The sequence below is a fragment of the Rhodococcus sp. TAF43 genome, from assembly GCF_052113525.1.
GTDB lineage: Bacteria > Actinomycetota > Actinomycetes > Mycobacteriales > Mycobacteriaceae > Prescottella.
The window spans coordinates 1-24,993 of record NZ_JBFRDL010000035.1 but is presented as its reverse complement, the minus strand read 5'-3'; the positions used below and the strand labels follow the sequence as shown (position 1 = coordinate 24,993).

Annotated in this window: 24 protein-coding genes; 17 read left to right on the top strand and 7 right to left on the bottom strand. The window is 68.0% G+C overall.

What is annotated here, in order from left to right; genetic code table 11:
* Positions 1-126: 126 nt before the first annotated feature.
* Positions 127-606 (top strand): Lrp/AsnC family transcriptional regulator, encoded by a 480-nt coding sequence (locus tag AB4Z09_RS19745; protein WP_114722237.1) that lies wholly within the window; start codon positions 127-129, stop codon positions 604-606.
* A gap of 166 nt (positions 607-772) precedes the next feature.
* The gene (locus tag AB4Z09_RS19740; RefSeq protein ID WP_174909426.1) at positions 773-1,801 is read left to right on the top strand and encodes a phosphotransferase family protein; all 1,029 of its coding nucleotides are present in this window, start codon (positions 773-775) and stop codon (positions 1,799-1,801) included.
* A gap of 6 nt (positions 1,802-1,807) precedes the next feature.
* Here the strand turns inward: AB4Z09_RS19740 and AB4Z09_RS19735 are convergent, their stop codons facing one another.
* The 5 genes from AB4Z09_RS19735 to AB4Z09_RS19715 form a co-directional block, all read right to left on the bottom strand.
* A complete protein-coding gene (locus AB4Z09_RS19735; RefSeq protein WP_174909428.1) occupies positions 1,808-2,266 on the bottom strand; it encodes an acyl-CoA thioesterase in 459 nt (152 codons plus the stop codon).
* 23 nt (positions 2,267-2,289) lie between these two features.
* A complete protein-coding gene (locus tag AB4Z09_RS19730) occupies positions 2,290-2,775 on the bottom strand; it encodes a DUF6328 family protein (RefSeq protein WP_174909430.1) in 486 nt (161 codons plus the stop codon).
* Positions 2,776-3,606 carry a shikimate 5-dehydrogenase gene (locus AB4Z09_RS19725; RefSeq protein WP_174909432.1) on the bottom strand — a complete coding sequence of 277 codons (831 nt, stop codon included), beginning with the start codon at positions 3,604-3,606 and terminating at the stop codon, positions 2,776-2,778.
* 43 nt (positions 3,607-3,649) lie between these two features.
* Entirely contained in the window at positions 3,650-4,354 is a 705-nt protein-coding gene (locus AB4Z09_RS19720) for an HNH endonuclease family protein (RefSeq protein WP_174909434.1), read from the bottom strand.
* Between the two features lie 64 nt (positions 4,355-4,418).
* Positions 4,419-4,736 carry a hypothetical protein gene (locus tag AB4Z09_RS19715; RefSeq protein ID WP_442240496.1) on the bottom strand — a complete coding sequence of 106 codons (318 nt, stop codon included), beginning with the start codon at positions 4,734-4,736 and terminating at the stop codon, positions 4,419-4,421.
* A gap of 89 nt (positions 4,737-4,825) precedes the next feature.
* On the opposite strand from AB4Z09_RS19715, the gene AB4Z09_RS19710 reads away from it, so the two are divergent.
* From AB4Z09_RS19710 to AB4Z09_RS19700, 3 genes are read left to right on the top strand one after another with little or no spacing between them, the layout of a single operon-like run.
* Positions 4,826-7,651: a DEAD/DEAH box helicase gene (locus AB4Z09_RS19710; protein ID WP_174909436.1), complete on the top strand. Its 2,826-nt coding sequence runs from the start codon at positions 4,826-4,828 to the stop codon at positions 7,649-7,651.
* A 22-nt stretch (positions 7,652-7,673) separates the two neighbouring features.
* On the top strand, positions 7,674-8,474 hold the full coding sequence (locus AB4Z09_RS19705; RefSeq protein WP_174909438.1) for an SWIM zinc finger family protein: 801 nt from the start codon (positions 7,674-7,676) through the stop codon (positions 8,472-8,474).
* Between the two features lie 31 nt (positions 8,475-8,505).
* Entirely contained in the window at positions 8,506-8,718 is a 213-nt protein-coding gene (locus AB4Z09_RS19700; protein WP_114722229.1) for a hypothetical protein, read from the top strand.
* A 33-nt stretch (positions 8,719-8,751) separates the two neighbouring features.
* Here AB4Z09_RS19700 and AB4Z09_RS19695 read toward each other — a convergent pair whose 3' ends face one another.
* Entirely contained in the window at positions 8,752-9,117 is a 366-nt protein-coding gene (locus AB4Z09_RS19695) for a nuclear transport factor 2 family protein (RefSeq protein ID WP_114722228.1), read from the bottom strand.
* A gap of 130 nt (positions 9,118-9,247) precedes the next feature.
* Here AB4Z09_RS19695 and AB4Z09_RS19690 point away from each other — a divergent pair, with 130 nt between their 5' ends.
* From AB4Z09_RS19690 to AB4Z09_RS19665, 6 genes are all read left to right on the top strand, one after another.
* Positions 9,248-10,045 (top strand): helix-turn-helix domain-containing protein, encoded by a 798-nt coding sequence (locus AB4Z09_RS19690; RefSeq protein WP_442240495.1) that lies wholly within the window; start codon positions 9,248-9,250, stop codon positions 10,043-10,045.
* Positions 10,042-11,364 carry an alpha/beta fold hydrolase gene (locus AB4Z09_RS19685; protein ID WP_442240494.1) on the top strand — a complete coding sequence of 441 codons (1,323 nt, stop codon included), beginning with the start codon at positions 10,042-10,044 and terminating at the stop codon, positions 11,362-11,364. The genes AB4Z09_RS19690 and AB4Z09_RS19685 overlap by 4 nt, the downstream gene beginning before the upstream one ends.
* A 305-nt stretch (positions 11,365-11,669) precedes the next feature.
* Positions 11,670-12,335 carry a GntR family transcriptional regulator gene (locus AB4Z09_RS19680; protein ID WP_114722226.1) on the top strand — a complete coding sequence of 222 codons (666 nt, stop codon included), beginning with the start codon at positions 11,670-11,672 and terminating at the stop codon, positions 12,333-12,335.
* Positions 12,336-12,361: 26 nt separating this feature from the next.
* Positions 12,362-13,999, top strand: coding sequence for a BCCT family transporter (locus tag AB4Z09_RS19675; protein ID WP_429517953.1), 1,638 nt, complete (start codon positions 12,362-12,364; stop codon positions 13,997-13,999).
* The gene (locus AB4Z09_RS19670) at positions 13,996-15,135 is read left to right on the top strand and encodes a mandelate racemase/muconate lactonizing enzyme family protein (protein WP_442240493.1); all 1,140 of its coding nucleotides are present in this window, start codon (positions 13,996-13,998) and stop codon (positions 15,133-15,135) included. The genes AB4Z09_RS19675 and AB4Z09_RS19670 overlap by 4 nt, the downstream gene beginning before the upstream one ends.
* The gene (locus AB4Z09_RS19665) at positions 15,132-16,298 is read left to right on the top strand and encodes a mandelate racemase/muconate lactonizing enzyme family protein (RefSeq protein ID WP_442240492.1); all 1,167 of its coding nucleotides are present in this window, start codon (positions 15,132-15,134) and stop codon (positions 16,296-16,298) included. Before AB4Z09_RS19670 ends, AB4Z09_RS19665 begins: the two co-directional genes overlap by 4 nt.
* A gap of 136 nt (positions 16,299-16,434) precedes the next feature.
* Here AB4Z09_RS19665 and AB4Z09_RS19660 read toward each other — a convergent pair whose 3' ends face one another.
* Positions 16,435-18,108 (bottom strand): sulfatase-like hydrolase/transferase, encoded by a 1,674-nt coding sequence (locus AB4Z09_RS19660; protein WP_442240491.1) that lies wholly within the window; start codon positions 18,106-18,108, stop codon positions 16,435-16,437.
* A 215-nt stretch (positions 18,109-18,323) separates the two neighbouring features.
* On the opposite strand from AB4Z09_RS19660, the gene AB4Z09_RS19655 reads away from it, so the two are divergent.
* The 6 genes from AB4Z09_RS19655 to AB4Z09_RS19630 are packed head-to-tail and all read left to right on the top strand — an operon-like array spanning position 18,324 to position 24,948.
* Positions 18,324-19,829, top strand: a complete 1,506-nt coding sequence (locus AB4Z09_RS19655; protein WP_114722221.1) for a CoA-acylating methylmalonate-semialdehyde dehydrogenase — start codon at positions 18,324-18,326, stop codon at positions 19,827-19,829.
* Positions 19,830-19,833: 4 nt separating this feature from the next.
* Positions 19,834-20,979 carry an acyl-CoA dehydrogenase family protein gene (locus AB4Z09_RS19650; protein ID WP_174909447.1) on the top strand — a complete coding sequence of 382 codons (1,146 nt, stop codon included), beginning with the start codon at positions 19,834-19,836 and terminating at the stop codon, positions 20,977-20,979.
* Between the two features lie 48 nt (positions 20,980-21,027).
* On the top strand, positions 21,028-22,176 hold the full coding sequence (locus tag AB4Z09_RS19645; protein WP_114722219.1) for an isobutyryl-CoA dehydrogenase: 1,149 nt from the start codon (positions 21,028-21,030) through the stop codon (positions 22,174-22,176).
* The gene (locus AB4Z09_RS19640) at positions 22,173-23,267 is read left to right on the top strand and encodes an enoyl-CoA hydratase/isomerase family protein (protein ID WP_174909449.1); all 1,095 of its coding nucleotides are present in this window, start codon (positions 22,173-22,175) and stop codon (positions 23,265-23,267) included. Before AB4Z09_RS19645 ends, AB4Z09_RS19640 begins: the two co-directional genes overlap by 4 nt.
* Positions 23,264-24,175, top strand: a complete 912-nt coding sequence (gene mmsB / locus AB4Z09_RS19635; RefSeq protein ID WP_442240490.1) for a 3-hydroxyisobutyrate dehydrogenase — start codon at positions 23,264-23,266, stop codon at positions 24,173-24,175. Before AB4Z09_RS19640 ends, mmsB begins: the two co-directional genes overlap by 4 nt.
* A complete protein-coding gene (locus AB4Z09_RS19630; protein ID WP_174909453.1) occupies positions 24,172-24,948 on the top strand; it encodes an enoyl-CoA hydratase in 777 nt (258 codons plus the stop codon). The genes mmsB and AB4Z09_RS19630 overlap by 4 nt, the downstream gene beginning before the upstream one ends.
* Positions 24,949-24,993 lie beyond the last annotated feature (45 nt).

Below are 24,993 nucleotides of genomic sequence, written 5' to 3'. Positions count from 1 at the left end.
AGCGGACGCCGAATGCAAGTGCTCTACCTCACAGCATCCACCGTCCCGCGATCTGCGCAAGCGAAGTTGCAACGATTCAGCACAATGCACAACTCCGGGGGTGCTTCGGCGGGCACACTGCGAAATATGACCACTCTGGATGGCACCGATGCCCGACTGCTGCTCGAGCTGTCGCACAATCCCCGCGCGACGGGCGTGGAACTCGCACAGCGGCTCGGGCTCTCCCGCAACACCGTCCAGGCGCGGCTGGCGCGGTGGGAGGGATCCGGTGCCATCGGCGGATTCGACCGGCTGGTGGATCCGCGGGCGCTGGGCTATCCGCTCGCGGCCTTCGTCTCCACCCGGGTGGACCAGCACCAGCTCGACGCCGTGGTCGACGCGCTCGCCGACATCCCCGAGGTGGTCGAGGTGTACGGCATGACCGGCCTGACCGATCTGTCGGTGAAGGTGGTCGCGACCGACGCCGACGACCTCTACCGGCTCGCGGGGCAGATCCTGAAGATCCCGGGTGTCGAGCGCACCAACATGGCGCTCGTGATGCGGGAGTTGGTGGGGCCGCGGACCGCCCCGCTGCTCGAGCGCACCGCCGAAGGCCGCGCGCCGTAATGCCCGCATCGGAGCTTTCGGGCGGCTAGCATCGGCGGACGGATGTTGGCGGGGGTGTGTTCGACGCCGTGGAATCGGCCGTTTCGCCGACTGTTTTCAGCAGCTTGTTCGAACTGTTCAACCAAACGGGAGCAACACACGAGACGCGGCAGGGGAGTGGTGTGAAGTGGGCATTGTGGGTCTCGACGAGGATGCCGTCTCGACATGGATCGCCGGCCTGGGAGTCGGCGCGATAGCGCCGCTGTCGTTCGAGCGGATCGGGATCGGGCAGTCGAATCTCACCTTCGCCGTTCGTGATTCGGGCGGCGGACGCTGGGTGCTGCGGCGTCCGCCACTGGGACAGTTACTGGCGTCCGCGCACGACGTGGTTCGTGAGCACCGCATCCTCGCCGCGCTGCAGGGCACCGACGTCCCGGTGCCGAAAATGCTTGCGTTGACGACGGATCCGGCGGTCACCGATGTCCCACTGGTGCTGATGAGCTACGTCGACGGCCTCGTGATCGACCACGAAGCCGTGGCCGAGCAGCTCAGCCCCGAGCGCCGCCGCGCCATCGGCCTGTCGCTTCCCAAGGCGCTCGCCAGCATTCACCGTGTGGACCTCGAGAGCGCCGGCCTGCTCGACCTCGCGAGCCACGCACCGTATGCGCAGCGCCAGCTCAAGCGGTGGTCCGCGCAGTGGGCCCAGTCCAAGACACACGACCTGCCCGACATCGAGAGACTCGCCGCCCGGCTCGCGCGCAACGTCCCGGAGCAGACCGAAACCACGCTGGTACACGGCGACTTCCACCTCAGCAACGTCATCACCTCGCCCGACGACGGTCGCGTCGTGGCGGTGCTGGACTGGGAGCTGTCCACACTCGGCGACCCGCTGGCCGACCTGGGCGGTCTGCTCGCCTACTGGCCCGAACGGGGCGACGGCGTCGCCGGCCCGTTCATGGCGTCGACGCTCGAGGGATTCCCGATGCGGGACGAGCTGGTCGAGGTGTACGTCCACGAGACCAAACGGGATGCGTCCGCGGTCGGGTTCTGGCACGTGCTGGCGCTGTGGAAGCTCGCGATCATCGCCGAGGGGGTGCTGCGGCGCACCACGGACGATCCCCGCAACCGCGCCGAGCGGGGCGGACCGACCGCCGAACTGATCGACGGCGTCGTCAGGCGCGCGGTCGCCACCGCGGATGCCGTGGGCCTGAACTGAGCGGAGTCAGTTGGCATCCGTGGTGAGTAGGTGTGCGGCGCTGCGGATCTCGGGTGGGATCGGGACCGGGCGGCGAGTCTCTGCGTCGACGTAGACGTGGACGAACCGACCTGTCGCCGCGAGGTCGAGCATCCCGTCGCTGTCCTCGCGGAAGATCGCGAGCGCGTACACGATGCTGCTGGTGCCGAGCCGTTCCACGGACAGACCCACGTGCAGCTGGTCGGGGAACGACAGCTCGCGGACGAACCGGCACGACGTCTCGGCGACGATCCCGATGGCCGGCAGCTCGCGGATGTCGAGGCCCGTGCTCGCCATCAGCCATCCGTTGACCGCGGTGTCGAAGTACGAGTAGTAGGTGACGTTGTTGACGTGCCCGTAGTGGTCGTTGTCCGCCCAGCGGGTGGGTACCGGCCACAGTGCGGGATAGGCCTCGGCGCGAGGCTCGGGCTCGTCGGGGGCTGCCATGAGTTCAGACGATAGCGCGGAATTCACGCGGGCAGCTCGTCGTCCGGACGGAGCAGCCGCGGCACGACGAACCACAGCCCCACGAACACCACCGCCGTGGCCACACCGATCAGTTTCGCGAACCACCCGCCGACGGCCACCTCCGCGACGATCAGGACCGTCCCCGTCATGGTGGCCGCGAGGAAGGCCGAGCCGGCGAGCGCGCACCGGTTGGCGTAGCGCAGGATCTCCTCCCGACGCCGGTGCCGGAACAGGATCCGGTGCCACACCGCCGGCGCGATCAGCAGCGCCGACGACGCCGCGGCGCACAGCATCGTCACCAGGTGCAGTCCTCGGACGTACGCCGACTGCTCCGCGTAGACGTCGGTGAACACGATCGCGAGCAGGAACGCGAACAGGATCTGCACTCCCGCCTGCGCCACCCGCAGTTCCTGCAGGAGCTCGCTGAAGTTGCGCGCCAGGCGTGCGCTCGGCGTCTCTCCCGGTTCGGCGGGCGGCAGTTCGGCCATCTAGGACCTCGAATACTCCGACGCCCGCCGGATCTGCTCGTCGGTGGGGCGGACTCCGGTGTAGAGCACGAACTGCTCGGCCGCCTGCAGCGCGATGACGTCGGCGCCCGTTACGACGGTCTTGCCGTGCTCGGTGGCGAGCCGGACCAGGGGCGTGTCGGGCGGCAGCGCGACCACGTCGAACACGGCCTGCGCGGCGACGACGGCGGCCTCGGGGAACGGCAGCGCGTCGGATTCGGGGCCGCCGGCCATCCCGATGGGGGTGGCGTTCACCAGCAGTTGCGGGTGCGCGGCGCCGAGTTCGGGCTGCCACTCGAACCCGTAGGTTCGCGCGAGAGCGGTACCGGTGTCCGCGTTGCGGGCGACGACGGTGACGGTCCGGAAGCCGCTGTCCCGCAACGCCGCGACCACGGCCTTGGCCATGCCGCCGCTGCCGGTGACCGCGACCGTGAGTTCCGGACTCAGCTCGGCGCGGTGCAGCAGATCGGCGACCGCCTGGTAGTCGGTGTTGTAGGCGTGCAGTTCGCCGTCCTCGTTGACGATCGTGTTGACCGAGTCGATCGCCGAGGCCGACGGGTGCACCACGTCGACGTGCTCGATGCATGCCTCCTTGAACGGCATCGAAACCCCGCACCCGCGGATCCCGAGGGCGCGGATCCCGGCGACCGCTGCCGGCAGATCGGTGGTGGTGAACGCCTTGTAGACGAAGTCGAGGCCCAGTTCGTCGTAGAGATAGTTGTGGAAACGGGTGCCGATGTTGCTCGGCCGTCCGGACAGCGACATGCAGAGGCGGGTGTCCTTGCTGACATCTCCGGTGATCGTTCGGCTCACCCGTCCACGCTAACCGGCGGCCCGACCTCGCGCGGGGAACTCGTCACGCGCACCCGGCGGCGACATCGTCGATCGCGTCTCGGTCCGCCGCGGTGATCGGCAGTCCCCAGCGCACGGCGACCCCGAGATACTTGCCGACGTAGAAGCACCGGTACGCCGGATCCGGCGGCAGCCAGTCCGACGGTGTGCTGTCGCGTTTCGCCTGATTCTCCGGTCCGCTGACGGCCAGCAGGTTGTAGGTGACGTCGTTCGCGAAATCACGTCGCTGCTCCGGCGACCACGTGGCGGCACCCATGTCCCACGCCGCGGCGAGCGGGTACACGTGATCGATCTGCACGGCGCCCGCGTCCTGCTTGGTGAACTCGATGCGCCGGCCCGAGTACGGGTCGGCGAGCACGCCCGCGATCACGACACAGTCGCGGGTGCCCTCCCGGAACGTGATGTCGGTGAGGTCGGCCGCCAGGACGTTGTTGCGGGTGTCGCAGCCGTCGTGGCCCGCGGGTCCGGAATGGTCGTCGGACCACGACGGGCCGAACACGCAGCCCTGGCCGGCCTTGCAGCCGCGCTGGTAGCCGGGCGCGTCGGGACGGGACGCCACCACCTGGGCACGGGCGAGGAGGTCGTCGATCGCGGCGCGGGTGGGGCTACCGGGAGCGGGCGCCGACGTGCTCGGCCCGATCGCACACCCGGCCGACCACGACACCAGTGCGACCGCCGCGGCGCACAGCACAACCCGAACCCGTCTCACCGCTGCCCCTCCCCGGACGCTCACCTGCCGCGGTCAGTGTGCCGGACCGCACCGACAGGGGACGTCAGGAGTGCGGGAACTTCGCGGCGCGGATCGAACCGGCGCCGACGCCGTCGTGGCCGATCAGCCACGACCCGCCGTTCTGTCGGCACTCGGCCATGGTGCTGAAGACGCTGAGCAGGAAGTAGATGGCCTGCTCCGGCGAGCTCGTCGTGGCGAGCCGATGCGATTCGCCCTGCTTGGTGACGTCGAGCCACACCCCGGACTGGCCGTCGAGGCGCATCGCGACGATGTGGTCGGCGTCGACGAAGGCGACCTTGCGCTGCTGCCACGGTGTGGTGGGCGAATACACCTGTTCGAAGACCTGAATCATGATCGTCATGACCGCTCCCGGTTGTGCGTCTGCCCAGTATGGGCCTGGTGACGGGGCGAACTCCAGGTTTGTCGKCGGCGGCTGGTTGGATGGACCGCATGCTGCACGGGCTCTGGTCGCCGGGAGCGGGCCTCATGCTGTGGCGGGGCCCGAACTCTGAGCTGCCCGAGTTGCCCGAGGCGCTCGGCCGCGTGCTGCGCCGACGCTTCCGCCGCCACCACACCGTGCACGTGCCCGCCGCGGTCGGGGTGGAGCCGCTGCGGGTGCCGGTCCTGGCGCTGGCTCCGGCCGAGGCCGCCGACGTCCTGCTCGCGGTGCCGGACGGCGTTCCGGGGATCTCGGGCGACCTGCGGTACCTGGCGCACGTGGCCCGCGGCGTCGAACGCTGGGCGCGCGCCGGGCGCGTCGTGCCCGAGCTGTACCGGGCGGAGGGGCACTGGTGGCCGCGGTGGCGGCTGCTCGGTGGCGAGCGGCAGCGCGCGTGGCTCGCGGAGCTGGCCGCGGCGATGCCGCCGGTGCAGCGGCACGAGGGCAGCCCGCGGGAGATCCTCGACGACTTCGTCGCCGAGCTGACCGATGCGGTGGTGCGCGAGCTGCTGGGGGATCGGGACTCGGACCACCCGCTGCTGCGGGCGCTGCTGCGCGGCGAGCCGTACGACGGCGGCAACAACCGGATGGCCAGTGGTCTCGAGGCGTGGCGGGGCAGCCTCACCGTCGACGAACCGGAACTGGTGCTGCGGCTGGTGGAGCCGGAGGGGCAGGCCGAGGACACCGACGAGGCGGGCGCGGAACCCGAACTCCTCGACGACGCGCTGTGGCGCCTGCAGGTGTGCCTGCGGCCCGAGGGTGAGGCGCCCAATCCGATCCTGTTGCATCGCACGGACTCCCGCCTGCTCGAGATCGGGGTCCGCAAGCTCGCGGCCGCGGTCGCGGCGTATCCGCGGCTGCGGGACGTGCCCACCGACCCGGACAGCCTCGACCTGCTGCTGCCCACCCCGGTCGTCACCGATCTGGTGCTGCACGGGGCGCGGGAGCTGACCGCGGCCGGGATCACGCTGCTGTTGCCGCGCGCGTGGGCGGTGGTCTCGCCGTCGCTGCGGGTCAAGGTGTCCTCGCCCCCGGTGCCCGCGGCGGCCGAGGACCGTGCCGTCGGCATGGACGAGATCGTCGGTTACGACTGGGAACTCGCGCTCGGCGACGTCGTGCTCACCCCCGACGAACTGGTCCGGCTGGCGGGCACCCAGAGCGATCTGGTGCGCCTGCGCGGGAAGTGGGTGCAGGCCGATCACACCGTCCTCGCGCAGGCCGCCCGCTATGTGACGCAGCGCAACTCGGGCGAGGACGGCACCCTGGGCGGGCTGTTCGGGCAGCTCACCGAGGCGGAGCGTCCCCCGGTGCCGGTGGACGAGGTGCACGCCACCGGGTGGGTCGGCACCCTGCTCGACGGCACCCTCGAGCCGACGCCGGTGCCGCAGCCGGCGGGGCTGCACGCGATCCTGCGGCCCTATCAGCAGCGCGGCCTGGACTGGCTCGCGTTCATGAGCGAGACGGGGCTCGGCGCCGTCCTCGCCGACGACATGGGCCTGGGCAAGACGCTGCAGTTGCTGGCGCTGCTGGCCCACGAACGGTCCGAACATCCGACGCTGCTGGTGTGCCCGATGTCGGTGGTCGGGAACTGGCAGCGCGAGGCCGCCCGGTTCGTGCCCGACCTGCGGGTCCACGTGCACCACGGCGCCGGGCGCAGCCGCGGTGACGAGTTGACGTCGGCGGTGCGCGACAGCGACCTCGTCATCACCACGTACTCGCTGCTGGCCCGCGACGTCGAGGCGCTGGGGGAGCAGGCGTGGCGGCGGGTGGTGCTCGACGAGGCGCAGCACATCAAGAACTCGGCCACCGCGCAGGCGCGGGCCGCGCGCGCCATCCCCGCGCAGCACCGGATCGCGCTCACCGGCACCCCGGTGGAGAACCGTCTCGACGAGCTGCGCTCGATCCTCGACTTCGTCAACCGCGGCATGCTCGGCAGCGCACAGGCCTTCCGGGCCCGGTTCTCCGTGCCGATCGAACGCGAGCAGGACGAGGCGGCGGTGTCCCGCCTGCGGGCGGTGACCTCGCCGTTCATCCTGCGGCGCGTGAAGACCGATCCGACGGTGATCTCGGACCTGCCCGACAAGTTCGAGATGACGGTGCGGGCGAACCTCACCGTGGAGCAGGCCGCGCTGTACCGGGCGGTGGTCGACGAGATGCTGAAGCAGATCAAGGACACCGAGGGCATGCAGCGCAAGGGAGCGGTGCTCTCGGCGCTCACCCGGCTCAAGCAGGTGTGCAACCATCCGGCGCACTTCCTCGGCGACGGGTCCGGGGTGCTGCGCCGCGGCCGGCACCGGTCCGGCAAGCTCGGCCTGGTCGAGGACATCCTCGAATCGGTCACCGCCGACGGCGAACGGGCGTTGCTGTTCACGCAGTTCCGCGAGTTCGGCGACCTGGTGGTGCCGTACCTGTCCGAGCGGTTCGGGGTGGAGGTGCCGTTCCTACACGGTGGCGTCACCAAGGCGCGACGGGACCGCATGGTCGAGCAGTTCCAGGGCGACGACGGACCGCCGATCATGCTGCTCTCCCTCAAGGCCGGTGGCACCGGACTGAACCTCACCGCCGCCAATCACGTTGTCCACCTGGACCGCTGGTGGAACCCGGCGGTGGAGAACCAGGCGACGGACCGGGCCTTCCGGATCGGGCAGCGGCGCGACGTGCAGGTCCGCAAGCTCGTGTGCGTCGGGACACTCGAGGAACGCATCGACGCGATGCTCTCCACCAAGCAGGAACTGGCCGACCTCGCGGTGGGCACGGGCGAGCGGTGGATCACCGAGATGAGCACCGACCAACTGCACGACCTGCTCACCCTCGGCGACGAGGCGGTCGGCGAATGAGAGCCTGCACGAGGTGGTGTCGATGAGTCCTCGCGACGGACGCCCGGACTTCCGCGGCTTCGGCCCGCGGCTCCGGGTGGTCGGTGGTGTCGAGGCGCAGTCCAAGCGGGGCGCGTTCGCACGCGGGTGGTGGGGCCGCGCCCTGACCGAGGTACTCGAGCGGGCGGGCGACACCGGCCGGCTCAGTCGCGGACGCACCTATGCCCGCGGCGGCCAGGTGGTGGCCCTCCACATCGCGCCCGGACGGGTCACCGGCGAGGTGCAGGGCAGCCAGATCGCGCCGTTCACCTCGGTGCTGACGCTGCGCACCCTCGACGACGACGAGGTGGCGGCGTTCGTGGAGACGGTGCGTTCGACGCCGGGCATGCTCGCTGCGCTCGCGTCCGGCGCTGTGCCGCAGGAATTGGCGCCGATGCTGTTGCCGGGCAGCAGCGGCGAACTTGACTTCGACTGCACGTGCCCCGACCCGGGCTGGCCGTGCAAGCACGTCGCGGCCGTCGCCTACCTGCTGGCCGAGCGGGTGGACCACGATCCCCTCACGATGCTCGCCCTCCGCGGCCTGGACCTCGATACCCTGATCCGCAGCGTCGGGGGCGAGGACGAGCAGCCGCCGGCCGGGGCCGACGACTACTTCGGCGACGGCGCGCACCTGCCCGAGCTGCCCGCCGTCGAATACTGCGCGGCAACGGACGACCTGGACCCCGCGCTGCTCCGCAAGGTGTTGCAGGCCGACACCGACGATCCCTCCGAAGTGGTGTCGGCGCTGCGTGACCTCGGCGCCTGCTACCGCGCGCTCGGCGCACGCGATCCGCGACGGCGGTAACGGGCGACCGATCCGCCCGGATACACCGGGTATGAACAGGATCAGGATTACCGCCGCCGTCGCGCTCGTGGGTGTGCTCCTGCTCGTTGGTGGTGGTGTCGCGAACGCCAGCCCTCCGGGTCCGAACCCGCTCGGAAGTCTGCCCGAACCACTGTGGCCGCTCGCCGCAGTGGTCGGCCAGATCTTCGCCGACACCTGGAACTTCTTCGCCGGTATCGCCGACCTGATCATGTTCGGCTCGTAGCTCCGCGGGGTGTCGCGGGCGCGACCTCGCCCGTCAGGCCGTGGGGACCTTGTCGAGGAACCCGAGAACCAGTCGGATCCTGCCGTTGTGGTCGCGTTCGAGGACGTCGAACCCGACCACCAGCGCCTCGCCGTCGACGGGGCCGAGTTCCCACGTGAAGCGGGCCTGATCGTGGTGTGCGTCGATGCCGCCGGCCAGTTCGAAACGCATGCCGGCGAACTGTTGCTGCACGGAGCCGATCAGCGCGCTCACCGCGGCCGGACCGTCGGCGGCGCCGATGGGATCGACGTAGCGGCCGTCGTCGGCCCACAGTTCGGCGACCATCGCATCACGCTTGCCGGTGTCCGTCTCGTTCCAGGTGGCCAGGTAGCGCTGGATCAGGGTGTCGAAGTCGTTCATCGTTCGCTCCGTCGTTTCCGGTGGGCTGCCGGTCGGCGGCCTGCGGAAACGAATCTGCCCGGCATGCGGCGTCCGGTCGATTACCTCGGAGGTAATGGGGACCGTTCCCCGGAGCTTCTACTGTGGTGCCATGACCGCGGCACAGGAGACGACCACCGAGCCGGTCGGGGAACTGCTCCGCCGGTGGCGGGGGCATCGGCGGATGACCCAGCTCGACCTGGCCAATCGCGCCGAGGTGTCGACGCGGCACGTCAGTTTCCTCGAGACCGGCCGCGCGCAGCCGACGCGGGAGATGCTGCTCCGTCTGGGCGAACAGCTCGACATTCCGTTGCGCGACCGCAACACGCTGCTGCTGGCGGCCGGCTTCGCCCCGGCGTTCCCTGAGCACGTGCTCGCCGACGTCCCCATGTCGGCGGTGGTCGACGCCGTCACGCAGATTCTCGCGGCGCACGATCCGCTGCCGGCGGTCGTCGTCGACCGGCACTGGAACATGATCGATGCCAATTCGGCGATCGGACTGCTCACCGACGGCGCCGCCGCCTGGCTGCTCGAGCCGCCCGTCAACGTGCTGCGGTTGAGCCTGCACCCGGACGGGATGGCGCCGCGCATCACCAACCTCGGGCAGTGGCGGGCACACGTGCTGCACCGGCTCGACCACCAGATCGAGGCGACCGGGGACCGCGAGCTGCACTGTCTGCGCGACGAACTGGCGGCCTATCCCGGTGGGGAGAACGCGGTTCCTCAGGGCGGGGTCTCGCTCGTGGTGCCGCTGCGCCTCCGCGTGAACGGTCACGATCTCGCGTTCCTCAGCACGACAACGGTATTCGGCACCCCGATGGATGTGACGGTGTCGGAGTTGGCGATCGAATCGTTCTTCCCGGCCGACGCTGCGACCACCCGGTTCCTCGCGGCGAGCGGAGCCCGGTGACGGCGCGGCGACCGATGGTAGTGCTCGCGACCGTGTGCGGCGCGGTCCTGTCCGGTTGCGCCGGCGCGACCGAGACGGCCACCTCGCTGTCGCTCGGGTGGGGTCCGTGCGGCGACCTGGCCGACTACGTGACGGATCTGGGCATCGACCCGGGCGTCGTCGAGCGTCTGCAGTGCACGAGCGTCGACGTGCCACTGGACTACGACGACCCCGACGGCAGGACAGTGGAACTCGCACTGAGCCGGGTCGCCGGCACCGATCCGGGCGCCCCCACGCTGTTCGTCAATCCGGGCGGTCCGGGAGTCGAGGGACGCAGCATGGCCGCGACGGTCGCATCGTCGCTCGGTATCGGCGGCACGGTCGTCGGCATCGACCTGCGCGGGACCGGTGCCTCGACCGGCCTCGCGTGTCCCGAGCCGGATGATCCCGACACCGACGACGCCGCCCTCACCGCGTACGCCGAATCGATCGCGGAGGCCAACGCGGACTGTGTCGGCGTCGATCCCGGCCTCGTCGCGAGCATGACCACCGCGAACGCGGCCCGCGACCTGGACGCGGTGCGGCGGGCCCTCGGTCTCGACACCGTCGACTTCCTCGGTGTCTCGTGGGGCACGGTCCTCGGGGCGGAGTTGCAGTCCCGCTTCCCCGAACATCTGCGCCGCGTGGTGCTCGACAGCATGGACTACACGGGTACATCCGCTGCCGAGGCTCTGCGAGTGCTCGCGACCGCCGACCCGGATGCTCCGCCCGGGCTCGTGCCCGAGCCGAACGACATCGTGCCGGAGGGGGAGGATGCGCCCGCCCCCGACGAGCCCGACGTGCCGTCGGACACTGATCCCGGCGCCGCGGGCGACGACACGCCGCTCGATCCGTCGACCGAGGACTTCCTGGAACACGCGGTGAACCCGACGGCGGGAACCGCGTACATCTGCAACAGCCTCGGACCCGTCGGCGACACCGAGACCCAGCTGGCCGAGCATCGGGCGCTCAACGCCGACATTCGACGAGACCCGCAGCGGCGCATCGAATTCCCGGCCGACTCCGACGTGCCCGGCATCAGTCTGTGCACGGGCTGGCCACTCGACGGAGAGCCGACTTCCGTGGCGAACACCGGCACCGACCTGCTGATCATCGGGCACCGCGACGAGTTCGTGACGCCGTACCCGTGGGCACTAGACGCGCACGACGCGATGGGCGGTCGGCTCCTCACGATCGAGGACAGCGTGCACGGTTCCACGGTCGGCTCGAGTTGCGGTGGGCTGGTGACCGAGTTCCTCGCGTCCGGCCGTGTCGTGCAGGACGACTGCGCGCCGCAGTGACGGTGCCAGCGTGCAGGCTCGTCACCGGCACCGGCCTGCACCCGTTCACCTCGACGATGCGGTGGTGTGCCGGCTGAGACGGTCCGTCGCGTGCGTACTCCCCACACCTTCTCTGTCGCCAAGGCGGCCAACTTCGGGGCTCGTCGATGCCTCGACGGGATCTGCATTCCCGAGATCAGGCACCGGAACTGAACCATGACCGTCGGTGGAGGACTGGGTGCCCCAGATGCGACCGGCTTGTGTCGGAGATCACGATCAATTATTGTCGACAATCGTCAATCGATTGACGATGAAGGGATGTCGAAGTGGGGAAACTCGTGAAACTCTCGCTCAAGGACCGGCTCGTCGCGGAGCTCAGCCGGAAGATCCTCAACGGCGAGCTGGCTCCGGGTTCTCGCGTGATCGAGCAGGAACTGGCGGACGAGTACGGCGTCAGCCGATCGGTCGTCCGTGAAACTCTCGTCGTTCTCGAACTGCAGGGCTTGATCATTTCGACGCCCTATACCGGTACCGAAGTGGCCTCGATCTCTCGCAACGAGGTAGAGGGACTGCTGCTGCCCATCCGAGTCGATGTCGAGCAGTTCGCCCTGAAAGAGGGGCTGAAGCGATTCGACTCGGACGTGTTCGACGCCTTCTCGGTGGTGCTCGCGGACATGGAGCGCGCCGTCGACGGCGGCGATATCGAGGCCTTCAACATCGCCGACATCCGATTCCACGAACTGATCGTCGATTCATGCGATTCGGTGACCGCCCGCAGCATCTGGGATTCCATCCATCAACGGATTCGGATGCATTTTGCCCTGCAAACCGGTAGGACCGGGGCCCTTACCTCATTCCTCGAGGACCACCGTCGACTCGTGGACACCTTCCGTACCGGGGATCTCGACAGCAGCCTCGCTGCCCTCAAGGCCCACATTCTCGATACCAATTCCCCCCACCTGGACGTGCTGGGTGCCGAACGCGCCGAGTGAGCGCATCTCGCTTCATAGGAGAAGAAATGACCGCAGTGGATACCGCGCCGGCGGTAGCGGAAGCGTCGGCGGCTCGTCGACCGAGAGTGGATCTCGTCCTGGCAATCGGCGCCCTCGTCGTTGTCGGGTTGGTCGTCGTCGCGCTTTTGATCTGGCCGGACCAAGCGCAGAACGGCGCGAATACGGTGTTCAACGCCTCGACACGCATATTCGGTGCGCCGGTCCAGTTGATGGGCTTCGGCTGTTTCATCCTTGCCGTCGGGCTTGCTATCTCGCGTTTCGGAAAGATCAAGCTCGGCGAGGGCAAGCCTGAATACTCCACGCCCAGCTGGCTGTTCATGTTCATCTCCGCCGGCCTCGGCTCGGCGACGATGTACTGGGCTTTCATGGAGTGGGCGTACTACTACCAAACGCCAGGACTCAACATCGAACCTGAGTCTCGTGAAGCGATGGACATGGGAATCGCCTATGCGTTCTTCCACTGGGGTCCGATTGCTTGGTCGATGTACGTGGTGGCGGGCATCTCGATGGCGTACTACTTCCACGTTCGGCGGGGACGACGACTCAGTTATGCCGGCAACATCGAGGCCGTAAACGGGCGTATGCGCGCCGGCGGCGTCTGGGGTCGTGTGATCGACCTGCTGTTCCTCTTCGGTACGTTCGGTGGCCTGATCCTCACGGTCACGGTCACGGTGAATACGGTTTCGGCCGGTGTATCCGGGCTGGCCGGAGTGGAGGACTCGTTCTGGATCAAGGCCGTGATCCTGGCTGGGTCTACCTTGGTGTTCGGCTTGAGCTCGTTCATCGGTATCGACAAGGGCTTGCAGAAGCTCGCGAAGATCGCGGTCCTCGCTGCGTTCGGCTTCGCTGCAGTCGTGTACATCATCGGCCCGACCGAGTTCATCACCAACAACATCACCAACGGTCTCGGGCTCGAGATCCAGAACTTCGTCCATATGTCGTTGTTCACCGATCCCAATGGTGGGGGCTCGTTCACGCGTGACTGGACCGTCTTCTACTGGTTGTACTGGATCTCCTACCTGCCCGGTGTCGCGATCTTCATTGCGCGAGTCTCCAAGGGCCGCACCATTCGTCAGACGGTGATCGGGCTGGTAGTGGGCGGGTGCGCCGGAATCATGTTCTTCTTCGGCGTGTTGTCGAGCTACGCGATGAACGAGACCGTCAACGGCACCGTCAACGCGCCCGAGCTGCTCACCACGCGCGGTGGCGACTTCGCGGTGGCGCAGCTGCTGAACTCCCTGCCGCTGGGGCAGGTGTTCTCGGTGGTCTACTTCGTGATCATGCTGCTGTTCTTGGCGTCCCACATGGATGCCACCTCGTTCACAGTTGCGGCGGTGAGCACCCGAAACCTCCCGGTGGGCACCGATCCCGCTCGCGGCCTCCGTCTGTTCTGGGTCGTCATGCTCGCAGCGATTCCGATGGCGATGTTGGCGATCAACGCAAACCTCGGGACGCTCAAGACAGGTCTGACACTGACCGCGATTCCGTTTCTGTTCCTGCTCGGGATGCAGATCGTCGGCCTCACCCGGTGGCTTCGGCAGGACGGTCCCCGAGTCGATCCCGAATCCGGGCTCGTGCGACCGGAGGAGATTGCGGACCCAGCGGAAGACGCGTTGGAGAAAGAGAGCAGCACGCCGCGATGAAGATCATTGACGTCGAGCCGATCTGGCTCCGGGTTCCTGGGTTGACCGAGCAGTGCGAGTGGGGTGAGGACGCCTTCCTCGTCCGGGTTCACACCGATCAAGGACTGATCGGCATCGGCGAGGCCGACAGCTCTCCTGCCGTGATGTGTGCGCTCGTGGACACACCGTCGTCGCATTCCACCAGCATCGGCCTGCGCGAGATCCTGGTCGGCGAGAATCCGCTCGACATCGAGCGCATGTGGCGAAAGATGTACGAGTACTCGTCTTACATGGGCCGCCGCGGCGCTGCCATTCACGCCATCAGCGCAATCGATATCGCCCTGTGGGACATCGCGTCGCAGTACTACGGTGAGCCGGTCCACCGGCTCCTCGGCGGCCGGGTGCGCGATCGGATCCCCGCCTACGGCACCTTCATTCCTGACGACGACCCCGATGCGAACCGGCGCATCGTCGCAGGACTCCAGGAGGAGGGCCTGAACCGTATGAAACTGGGCGGGGGATTGTTCGGACTCGATCCCGAGCATGATGCCGCGGTACTGCGGTCGGTACGTGACGAAGTGGGCGCCGATGCCGAATTGGCCGTCGACCTCGTGTACCGGTGGCGGAACTACCGGTATGCGCAGGAGCAGGAACGGCGCATGTCCGAGTTCGGTCTGTCCTGGATCGAGGAGCCGCTCGCAGCAGATGACCATTACGGGTTGAGGCGCCTCGCCGAGGCGTCGGGCACACCGATCACAGGTGGAGAGTGCCTGACCACACGAGCCGAGTTTGCCGAGTTCATCCGTGAGACAACGCCCGACATCGTCCAGCCGGACATCACCCGATGCGGTGGGATCACCGAGATGCGGCGGATCCAGGCACTGGCCGACGAGTACAGCACCCGCCTGGTCCCGCACGGATTCAGCACCGGCATTCTGCTGGCGGCCACGGTGCAATTCCTCGCGGCAACGCCTGGCGGCGACCTGGTCGAATACTCGCGCAGTACAAGCCCGTTGTCGACGAGTTTGGTGACGAACCCGCCGCCTCTTGTCGATGGACACGTTCTGGTCAGCGATCGTCCCGGCCTCGGAATCGAACTGGACGAGGACCTGCTCGAGCGGTACCGGGTCAGGATCGGCTGGGGTGGGCAATCATGACTGCATCGAACTTCGATCGAGGAATCGCCGAATCCCGCGTTGCAGAACCGGGGTTCATCGAGTCCGTCGATGTCTTCGTCCTCGCGAATCCTGACGCTCGATATCGCACCTCTGCGCACTACGACGAGCTGCACATCACCAACACGATCGTTCGGATCACCGCAAGCGACGGTCGATTCGGGGTGGGTGCGGCGATTTCGTGGACGGAGGGCGGTGTCGACGTCGCACTGGGACATGCGATCGAGCATGTCGGTAGTGCGCTGATCGGGCAGGATCCGACCCAGCGCGAACGTCTGCATGTGCTGATGGCGAACCGGTGTGCCTCGATGCTTCCGGTTTCGCTGGCGCCGCTGGACATTGCATTGTGGGATCTCGAGTCGAAATCCTTGGGTGTGCCGCTGTACCGACTACTGGGCGGGTTCCGCCACGAGATTCAGGCGTACGCGAGCACGCCCTTCTTCCCCACGATCGGTGAGTACTTGGATGCGACGGCCGAGTACCTCGATGCCGGGTATCGGGCCGTCAAATTCCACACTTGGTGCTACCCGGACCGTGACCTGGAATTGGTCGACGCGATTGCCGAGCGCTACGGGCATCTGGATGTCGCATGGATGCTCGACGTCGAGGGCCGGTACAGCCGTCGCGATGCGCTCCGGGTCGGCCGGCGGCTCGAGGAGTTGGATTACACGTGGTTCGAGGCGCCCTTACCCGACGCCGACCTCGACGGATATCGATGGTTGCGGAGCAAGCTTGGAATCGAGATTCTGCCTGCAGGCAATGAGATTCTGACGCCCGAGCTCATCAGATCCGGTATCGAGGCGGGTTGTTGGGATCACGCGCGCGTCGATGCCACGCTGGCCGGCGGCATTACCGGTGCGCGCCGCGTGATGGAACTTGCCCGTGCGAGTTCGATGAATGTCGAGCTTCAATCCTGGGGGTACACGCTCTCCCAGGCGGCAAACCTCCACCTCATGCTTGCCTATCCGAATTGCCGCTACTTCGAACAGGCTATGCCCATCGAGCCGATGGAGTTCGCGGCCCTCGACCACATCAGAGTCGACGACACCGGACATGTGCGAGCACCCAACAAACCGGGCCTGGGAGTCGACTTGGACTGGGATCTGGTCGAGACAACGTGCTTACGGCGCATCACGATCGGATAGAACGGCCTGCCTTGGGAGCGGAGAGTCTATGGGCGAAGTGAGTTTCGGGACCGCCGACGACGTTTTCGTTCAGCGGCGCAGTGCGCGTTCCGACGAAGTCTCGAACTGATGCGAGGACTTGTCGGAGGGCCGCCGACTAGCTCCCGAACGGCACCGGGCTCAGGCCCTTCGCCGGGGTGGTGCCGCAGCGGTCCATGGCCTCGAACAGTTTGGCGTGCATGGTCATCGCCTGTGCCGGTGCGAACCACGTGATGTTCAACGGATCGGCGCGGTTGTGCAGTTCGAGCGGGTCGGTGTCGAGGTCGTACATCTCGAACTGCGGGGGCACCACACCGGCGGGGTCGAAGTAGGCCGAGTACTTCCAGCGTCGGTCCCGGATGGTGCGCATGTGGTTGGGCTGGGTGACGATGTTCTGTCCGTCGGGGGTGGCGCAGTTCTGGTCGTCGTAGGTGAAGTGGACGACCTCCTGCACCTCGGCGCTCGGTGACTGCGGGTGGGCGGCCGCGTCGGTCACGACCGGCATCAGATCGACGCCCTTGAAGTCCCACGCGGACCGGTCGGGGACGTCGGCGAGGGTGGCGAGCGTGGGCATCACGTCGATCAGTGTGGCGAGGGCGCCGGTCCGCACCGGTTGCGGGAACATCACCGGGTTGCTGATGACCATCGGCACGCGGAGGGTCTCCTCGTAGGCGTTGAACACCTTCTGCCGCAGCCCGCCGTGCGAGAGTCCCATCTCGCCGTGGTCCGACATCCGGATCACCACCGTCGAATCCCTTCTGCCGGGCTGGGATTCGAGCGCGTCGAGCACGGCACCGATGTGTTCGTCGACCACCTCGTGCATGTAGGCGTAGAAGTTGGCGTAGTTGTGGGCGGCGTCGGGGCCGACCAGCGGTCCGAGTCCGGCGGCCAGCAGCAACTCGGATTGCACCTGCGCGGTGGGTTTGAAGTTCGCGGCGAGCTTCTCGTCGTAGGTCGGTGGCAGTTCGATGCCCTGCTGGAAGATGCCGGGGGCGTCGGAACCGTAGTTGTCGCAGGTTCCGTTGATCGCGTCCCACGTCTGCGGATAGGCCAGCACGTCGTGCGGGTTGACGAACGAGACGATGAGCGCGAACGGGGTGTCGTCGCCGGCGGCGAGGCCGTGCAGGAAGTCCACGGCCTCGGCCGCGTAGCGGCTGTCGAGATCGGCGCACCCGCCACCGAAGTGGTCGGGGTTGGTGTCCTGGCCGCCCTCGGGCGGAATCCAGCCCTGGAATCCGTAGGCGGCGAGATCGGCGCCGGACGGGTCGCCGCCGTCGGAGCCCTTGCTCATGTGCCACTTGCCGCGGTAGTGCACGTTGTAGCCGGCCGATTCCAGCAGCTTGGCCATGTTCTGGCTGTCCAGTGGCAGGGTCGGCTCGGTGGGGGAGACCGTCCCGCCCTCGGTGAGTGTCGCGGTGACGCCGTGCTGCGCCGGGTAGAGGCCGGTGAAGAACGTACTGCGACTCGGCGAGCACATCGCCGCGTTGCAGAACGAGTTGTCGAACGACAATCCGGTGTCGGCCAGCCGTTTACGGTTGGGCAGGTTCTGCTCCGCCCATCCTTCGGGCCAGAACATCGGTCGGCGTTCCTGGTCGGTGATCACGACGACGATGTTGGGTCGACGCGGCACGCTGCCGGGCTGTTGGGCGACGGCCGGTTGCGGGGATGCGCCCGCACGCGTGGTCGCGCCCGCCATGCCGGCCAGCAGTAGCGCGCCGGCACCGCCCATGAGCGAGCGACGGCTCAGCGGGTGATCGATCGCGTCGAGTAGCGGTGTGCTCGGGGAGTCCATCGGGTGATCTCCATCCTGCAGACAACGGCGTGAGGCAGGCGTACGGATCGTCATTCTCGCCCACCTTTGACCCCCTGAGCTGCGGTTCGGGCAATTGTCGGGATCAAACCCTGGACTTACATGGACTTCCAACTATAGGATCAGCGAAGAATGTTGAAGGTGACGTGTGTCTCCTTCGCCTCCCCGCAGCGACCAGCAAAGGACGGGTTCGGACAATGAGCGTTCGAGAGCTCTCCCATTTCATCGGCGGCAAGCGCACCCCCGGAACGTCCGGCCAATTCGCCGACGTGTACGACCCCAACACGGGGCAGGTGCAGGCGCGCGTGCCGCTCGCCGACAAGGCCGAGACCGAGGCAGTGATCGCGAATGCTGTTGATGCGCAGCGGGAGTGGGCGGCATGGAATCCGCAGCGCCGCGCCCGCGTCCTGATGCGGTTCCTGCAGCTGATCCAGGAGGAGATGGAGCCGCTCGCGCGACTGCTGTCCTCCGAGCACGGCAAGACCATCGCCGACGCGAAGGGCGACATCCAGCGCGGCCTCGAGGTGGTCGAGTTCGCCGTCGGTATCCCGCACCTGCTCAAGGGCGAGTACACCGAGAGCGCCGGTAGCGGCATCGACGTGTTCTCGATGCGTCAGCCCCTCGGCGTGGTCGCCGGCATCACGCCGTTCAACTTCCCCGCGATGATCCCGCTGTGGAAGGCCGCGCCCGCTCTCGCGTGCGGCAATGCGTTCATCCTCAAGCCGTCCGAGCGGGACCCGTCGGTGCCGCTGCGGCTGGCCGAGCTGTTCCTCGAGGCGGGCCTGCCGCCGGGCGTCTTCAACGTCGTCAACGGTGACAAGGGCGCGGTCGACGTGCTGCTCACCGATCCGCGGGTCAAGGCCCTCGGCTTCGTCGGCTCCACCCCGATCGCGCAGTACATCTACGAGACCGCCGCGGCGCACGGCAAGCGCGCGCAGTGCTTCGGCGGTGCCAAGAACCACGCGATCGTGATGCCCGACGCCGACCTCGACCAGGTCGCGGACGCCCTCGTCGGCGCCGGCTACGGCTCCGCCGGTGAGCGCTGCATGGCCATCTCGGTCGCCGTGCCGGTCGGTGAGGAGACCGCCGACGCGCTCGTCGCGAAGCTCACCGAGCGGGTCGGCAAGCTGAGGATCGGCACCTCCGACGACGAGAACGCCGACTTCGGCCCGCTCGTCGGCGCCGACGCCCTGGCCCGGGTGAACAACTACGTGCAGATCGGTGTCGACGAGGGCGCCGAGCTGGTGGTCGACGGCCGCGGCTTCACGCTCGACGGCCACGAGGACGGATTCTTCGCCGGCGCAACGCTGTTCGACCGCGTCACCCCGGAGATGCGGATCTACAAGGAGGAGATCTTCGGACCCGTCCTGCAGGTGGTGCGCGCGCACGACTACGAGGAGGCGCTGCGCCTGCCGAGCGAGCACGAGTACGGCAACGGCGTCGCGATCTTCACCCGCGACGGTGACACCGCCCGCGACTTCTGCGCCCGGGTCGACACCGGCATGGTCGGCGTCAACGTCCCGATCCCCGTGCCGATCGCCTACCACACGTTCGGCGGCTGGAAGCGGTCCGGATTCGGCGACCTCAACCAGCACGGTCCGGACTCGATCCGCTTCTACACCAAGACCAAGACGGTCACGCAGCGCTGGCCCTCCGGTGTCAAGGAGCATGCGGACCACTTCGTCATCCCCACGATGGACTGACGCGGTGAAGAAGTACGTGCCGAGCTGGCACGACGACGAGGTCAGGGCGCTCTCCGAACTGGCGGCCGGATTCTTCGAACGCGAGGTCGTCGCCAACAACGAGAAGTGGGAGGCGCAGCGCCGCATCGATCGCGACGTCTGGCACACGGCCGGCAAGCTCGGACTGCTCTGCTGCTCGATTCCCGAGGAATACGGTGGCGGCGGAGGTACGTTCGCGCACGATCTCGCGGTGTTCGAGGCGCAGGGCTATGCGGGTGACCTCGCGTTCGGGGTCTCCGTACACAGCGGAATCGTCGCGCACTACATCAACGAGTACGGCACGGAGGAGCAGAAGCGGACCTGGCTGCCCGGCATGGCGTCCGGGGAGATCCTCGGCGCCATCGGGATGACCGAACCGGGCGCAGGGTCCGACCTCAAGGCCATCCGGACGACGGCCGTCAGGGACGGCGACCACTACGTCGTCAACGGTTCCAAGACGTTCATCACCAACGGTTCGTCGGCCGACATGATCGTCCTGGCGGTCAAGACGGATCCCAAGGCCGGCGCCCGGGGAATCTCGTTGTTGATCGTCGACCTGCGGGACTGCCCCGGATTCACGGTGGGACGGGTGCTCGACAAGGTGGGGCAGCACGCCGCGGACACCTCCGAACTGTCCTTCGTCGATGTGAGGGTTCCGGTTTCGAACCGGTTGGGTGAGGAGGGCCGAGGCTTCGGTCAGCTCGTCGCGCAACTCGTCCAGGAACGGTTGATCATCGCGGCCCAGGCGTCGGGTGCCATGAACCGGGCCGTCGAGGAAACCGTCGCCTACGTCAAGTCCCGGCAGGCGTTCGGCCACAGCCTGTTCGAGTTCCAGAACACGGCGTTCGAACTCGCCGAGTGTCAGACGATTGCACGAACGTGCGAGGTGTTTCTCGACCACTGTATCCGGGAACACCTGCGGGGAGACCTCGACGCGGCGGAAGCGGCCATGGCGAAGTACTGGCTCACCGACAAACAGTGCGAGGTCGTCGACCGCTGCGTGCAGCTGCACGGTGGTTACGGGTACATGCGCGAGTACCTCGTTGCCCGCATGTACGAGGACGCACGGGTGCAGAAGATCTACGCGGGTGCCAACGAGGTCATGAAGGGGATCATCGCGAAATCTCTCTGACGACGGCGGCCACAGCGTGATCCTGACGACGAACTAGGAGCGAAGGCAATGTTCAGACTTTCCGACGACGAGCGCGCCATCAGCGACACCGCGCGCGACTTCGCCGCGGAGTACCTGGCGCCCAACGCGATCGAATGGGACCAGACCAAGCACTTCCCGGTGGATGTGCTGCGCAAGGCCGGCGCGCTCGGCATGGGCGGCATCTACATCCGCGAGGACGTGGGCGGCTCCGGCCTGACCCGACTCGACGGCGTCCGCATCTTCGAGCAGCTCGCGACGGGCTGCCCGTCGATCGCCGCGTACATCTCCATCCACAACATGGTGACGTGGATGATCGACGAGTTCGGCGACGACGAGCAGCGGCGCCGCTGGGTGCCGGGACTGGCGTCGATGGAGCAGTTGGGCAGCTACTGCCTCACCGAGCCGGGCGCCGGATCCGACGCGGCGGCCCTGAGCACCAAGGCCGTTCGCGACGGCGACGACTACGTCCTCACGGGCGTCAAGCAGTTCATCTCCGGGGCCGGCACCTCCGACGTCTACGTCGTCATGGCGCGGACCGGGTCGGTCGGCGCCCGCGGCATCTCGGCGTTCATCGTGCCGAAGGACGCGCCCGGACTGTCGTTCGGCGCCAACGAGAAGAAGATGGGCTGGAACGCGCAGCCCACCCGCCAGGTGATCCTCGACGAGGTGCGGGTGCCGGCGGCGAACCTGCTCGGTGGCGAGGGCGAGGGCTTCCGGATCGCGATGAAGGGGCTCAACGGCGGGCGGCTCAACATCGCCGCGTGCTCGGTGGGCGGGGCGCAGGCCGCGCTCGACAAGGCGGTCGCGTACCTCGCGGAGCGCAAGGCGTTCGGGTCGGCGCTGATCGAGTCGCAGGCGCTGCAGTTCCAGTTGGCCGACATGCGGATCGAGCTCGAGGCCGCACGCACCCTGCTGTGGCGGGCCGCGGACGCGCTCGACGCGGACACCGCGGACAAGGTGGAGCTGTGCGCGATGGCCAAGCGGTTCGCCACCGACACCGGGTTCGACGTCGCGAACAAGGCGCTGCAGCTGCACGGCGGCTACGGCTATCTGGCGGAATACGGATTGGAGAAGATCGTGCGTGACCTGCGGGTGCACCAGATCCTGGAGGGGACCAACGAGATCATGCGGATCGTGGTGGCCCGCTCGGTCGTCGGATCGGCGGGCCCGGCGTGAGCGAATCTCTCGGAAGCGACGACGCCGAGGTCCGCGAGGTCATTGTCGACCGGGTCGGCGACCTCGGGCGGATCACACTCAACCGGCCCAAGGCGATCAACGCACTGAACCATGCCATGGTGCGGCAGATGGCCGCCGCGCTGCTCGAATGGTCGGACGACGACGCGGTCCGCGCGGTGCTGCTGCGGGGCGCCGGCGAGCGTGGCCTGTGCGCGGGCGGCGACATCGTCTCGATCTACCACGATGCCCGCGAGGGCGGTAACGGCTCGCGGGACTTCTGGCGGGACGAGTACGTGCTCAACGCCGCGATCGCCCGCTACGGCAAGCCGTACGTCGCGATCATGGACGGCATCGTCATGGGCGGCGGCGTCGGCGTCTCGGCGCACGGCAAGGTCCGGGTCGTGACCGAGCGGTCGATGATCGGGATGCCGGAGGTGGGCATCGGATTCGTGCCCGACGTCGGTGGCACCTACCTGCTGTCGCGGGCGCCCGGTGAACTCGGGACCCATATCGCGCTCACCACGGCGCGTTTGACGGCGGGCGACGCGATCCACTGCGGCTTCGCCGACCACTTCGTCCCGTCCGACCGGATCGCCGCCCTCGAGGAGGCACTCGTCGGCGGATCTGTGGAGTCGGCGCTCGCCGAGTTCGCCGAGCCTGCGCCGGCGTCGGACCTGGCGGCCCGGCAGGATTGGATCGACGCGGCCTACGCGGCCGACACCGTCGAGGAGATCGTCGCGAACCTGCGCTCCAGCGGCATCCCGGAGGCCGATGCCGCCGCCGACCAGATCCTCGCGAAGTCGCCGACCGCGGCGAAGGTGACGTTGCGGGCGCTGCGGCGCGCGCGTGAGCTCGACCGCCTCGAGGCCGTGCTGGATCAGGAGTACCGGGTGTCGTTGGCGTGCCTCGGATCCCACGATCTGGTGGAGGGCATCCGGGCGCAGGTGGTAGAGAAGGACCGTAACCCCGCATGGTCGCCGTCGACCCTCGAGGCGGTCACCGACGAACACGTGGATCGATTCTTCGAGTCGCTCGGCGAGGCCGAACTGGGCCTGACCGCGGCACTCGTGAGTGGGGAGGAACAGCGATGAGCAGTACCGATGTCACCGTAGGGTTCGTCGGACTAGGCCACATGGGCGGTCCGATGGCCGCGAACCTGGCGAAGGCGGGCTACCGCGTCAACGGGTTCGACCTCGCCGAGGCCGCGCTCGACCAGGCCCGCCGAGACGGCGTGACCGTCGCCCCGTCGGCGCACGCCGCGGCCACCGACGCCGATGTCGTCATCACGATGCTGCCCAGCGGCAAGCACGTGCTGGACCTGTACGAGAGTGGGCTGCTGGCGGCAGCGCGGCCGGGCACGCTGTTCGTGGACTGCTCCACGATCGACGTCGCCGACGCCCGCGCGGCCCACGAGCTGGCCGAGCTGGCCGGACACCGCAGCGTCGACGCTCCGGTGTCAGGCGGTGTCATGGGCGCGAGCGCGGGCACCCTCGCGTTCATGGTCGGCGGCGCCGACGAGGACTTCGAGGCGGCGCACCCGCTGCTCGAGGTGATGGGCCGCAAGGTGGTCCACTGCGGCGGTCCGGGCGTCGGCCAGGCGGCGAAGATCTGCAACAACATGATCCTCGGCGTCTCGATGATCGCGATCAGCGAGGCGTTCGTGCTGGGCGAGAAGCTGGGCCTGAGCAACCAGGCACTGTTCGACGTCGCATCCAACGCGTCGGGGCAGTGCTGGGCGCTCACCACCAACTGCCCGGTCCCGGGACCGGTGCCGACGAGCCCGGCGAACAACAACTACCAGCCGGGGTTCGCTGCGGCGCTCATGGACAAGGATCTCGGTCTTGCATCGAACGCGTTGCGCGCCAACGGTGTCGATGCCGAGCTCAGCATGCGCGCGGCCGAGCTGTACCGGCGGTTCCACGAGACCGGACACGGCGGGGAGGACTTCTCGGCGATCATCAGGGACATCAGGGACAGGTCGAACGGAGGCACTCGATGACGGACTACGAGACCATTCTGGTCGGACGCACGGGTCGGGTGGGCATGATCACGCTCAACCGTCCCGAGGCGCTCAATGCGCTGAACGCGCAGTTGATGTCGGAGGTGGTGGCCGCCGTCGACGACTTCGAGCGCGACCGCGGTATCGGCGCCATCCTGATCACCGGCTCGGATCGCGCGTTCGCGGCCGGCGCCGACATCAAGGAGATGCAGAGCAAGTCGTTCATGGAGATGTACCTCGACGACTGGTTCTCGGCGTGGGACCGGCTGGCCGCGGCCCGCAAGCCCATCGTCGCCGCCGTCGCCGGGTATGCGCTCGGGGGCGGCTGTGAGCTCGCGATGATGTGCGACGTGCTGCTCGCCGCGGATTCGGCGAAGTTCGGTCAGCCCGAGATCAAGCTGGGTGTCCTCCCGGGTATCGGTGGCTCGCAGCGACTCACGCGGGCCGTCGGGAAGGCGAAGGCGATGGACCTGTGCCTCACCGGGCGGACGATTGACGCCGAGGAGGCCGAGCGGGCCGGTCTGGTCGCGCGGGTGGTCCCGGCGATCGACCTCATGGACGAGGCCATCGCCACGGCGTCGAAGATCGCCGACATGTCGCTGCCGATCGCGATGATGGTCAAGGAATCCGTCAACCGCGCGTTCGAATCGACGCTGTCCGAGGGCGTGCGCTTCGAGCGGCGAGTGTTCCACTCGGCGTTCGCAACCCAGGATCAGAAGGAAGGCATGGCCGCCTTCACCGAGAAGCGGGATCCCAACTTCGGGCACCACTGAGTACCGGAACGCGCATCGGCCCCGTATCGCTCGTCGGTACGGGGC

Bases quoted from the DNA above. Each gene is read 5' to 3' on its own strand.
- AB4Z09_RS19745 (WP_114722237.1), top strand. From the start codon at position 127: ATGACCACTCTGGATGGCACCGATGCCCGACTGCTGCTCGAGCTGTCG.
- AB4Z09_RS19735 (WP_174909428.1), bottom strand. From the start codon at position 2,266: ATGGCAGCCCCCGACGAGCCCGAGCCTCGCGCCGAGGCCTATCCCGCA.
- AB4Z09_RS19730 (WP_174909430.1), bottom strand. From the start codon at position 2,775: ATGGCCGAACTGCCGCCCGCCGAACCGGGAGAGACGCCGAGCGCACGC.
- AB4Z09_RS19715 (WP_442240496.1), bottom strand. From the start codon at position 4,736: ATGACGATCATGATTCAGGTCTTCGAACAGGTGTATTCGCCCACCACA.
- AB4Z09_RS19710 (WP_174909436.1), top strand. From the start codon at position 4,826: ATGCTGCACGGGCTCTGGTCGCCGGGAGCGGGCCTCATGCTGTGGCGG.
- AB4Z09_RS19705 (WP_174909438.1), top strand. From the start codon at position 7,674: ATGAGTCCTCGCGACGGACGCCCGGACTTCCGCGGCTTCGGCCCGCGG.
- AB4Z09_RS19700 (WP_114722229.1), top strand. From the start codon at position 8,506: ATGAACAGGATCAGGATTACCGCCGCCGTCGCGCTCGTGGGTGTGCTC.
- AB4Z09_RS19695 (WP_114722228.1), bottom strand. From the start codon at position 9,117: ATGAACGACTTCGACACCCTGATCCAGCGCTACCTGGCCACCTGGAAC.
- AB4Z09_RS19690 (WP_442240495.1), top strand. From the start codon at position 9,248: ATGACCGCGGCACAGGAGACGACCACCGAGCCGGTCGGGGAACTGCTC.
- AB4Z09_RS19675 (WP_429517953.1), top strand. From the start codon at position 12,362: ATGACCGCAGTGGATACCGCGCCGGCGGTAGCGGAAGCGTCGGCGGCT.
- AB4Z09_RS19670 (WP_442240493.1), top strand. From the start codon at position 13,996: ATGAAGATCATTGACGTCGAGCCGATCTGGCTCCGGGTTCCTGGGTTG.
- AB4Z09_RS19665 (WP_442240492.1), top strand. From the start codon at position 15,132: ATGACTGCATCGAACTTCGATCGAGGAATCGCCGAATCCCGCGTTGCA.
- AB4Z09_RS19660 (WP_442240491.1), bottom strand. From the start codon at position 18,108: ATGGACTCCCCGAGCACACCGCTACTCGACGCGATCGATCACCCGCTG.
- AB4Z09_RS19655 (WP_114722221.1), top strand. From the start codon at position 18,324: ATGAGCGTTCGAGAGCTCTCCCATTTCATCGGCGGCAAGCGCACCCCC.
- AB4Z09_RS19645 (WP_114722219.1), top strand. From the start codon at position 21,028: ATGTTCAGACTTTCCGACGACGAGCGCGCCATCAGCGACACCGCGCGC.
- mmsB (WP_442240490.1), top strand. From the start codon at position 23,264: ATGAGCAGTACCGATGTCACCGTAGGGTTCGTCGGACTAGGCCACATG.
- AB4Z09_RS19630 (WP_174909453.1), top strand. From the start codon at position 24,172: ATGACGGACTACGAGACCATTCTGGTCGGACGCACGGGTCGGGTGGGC.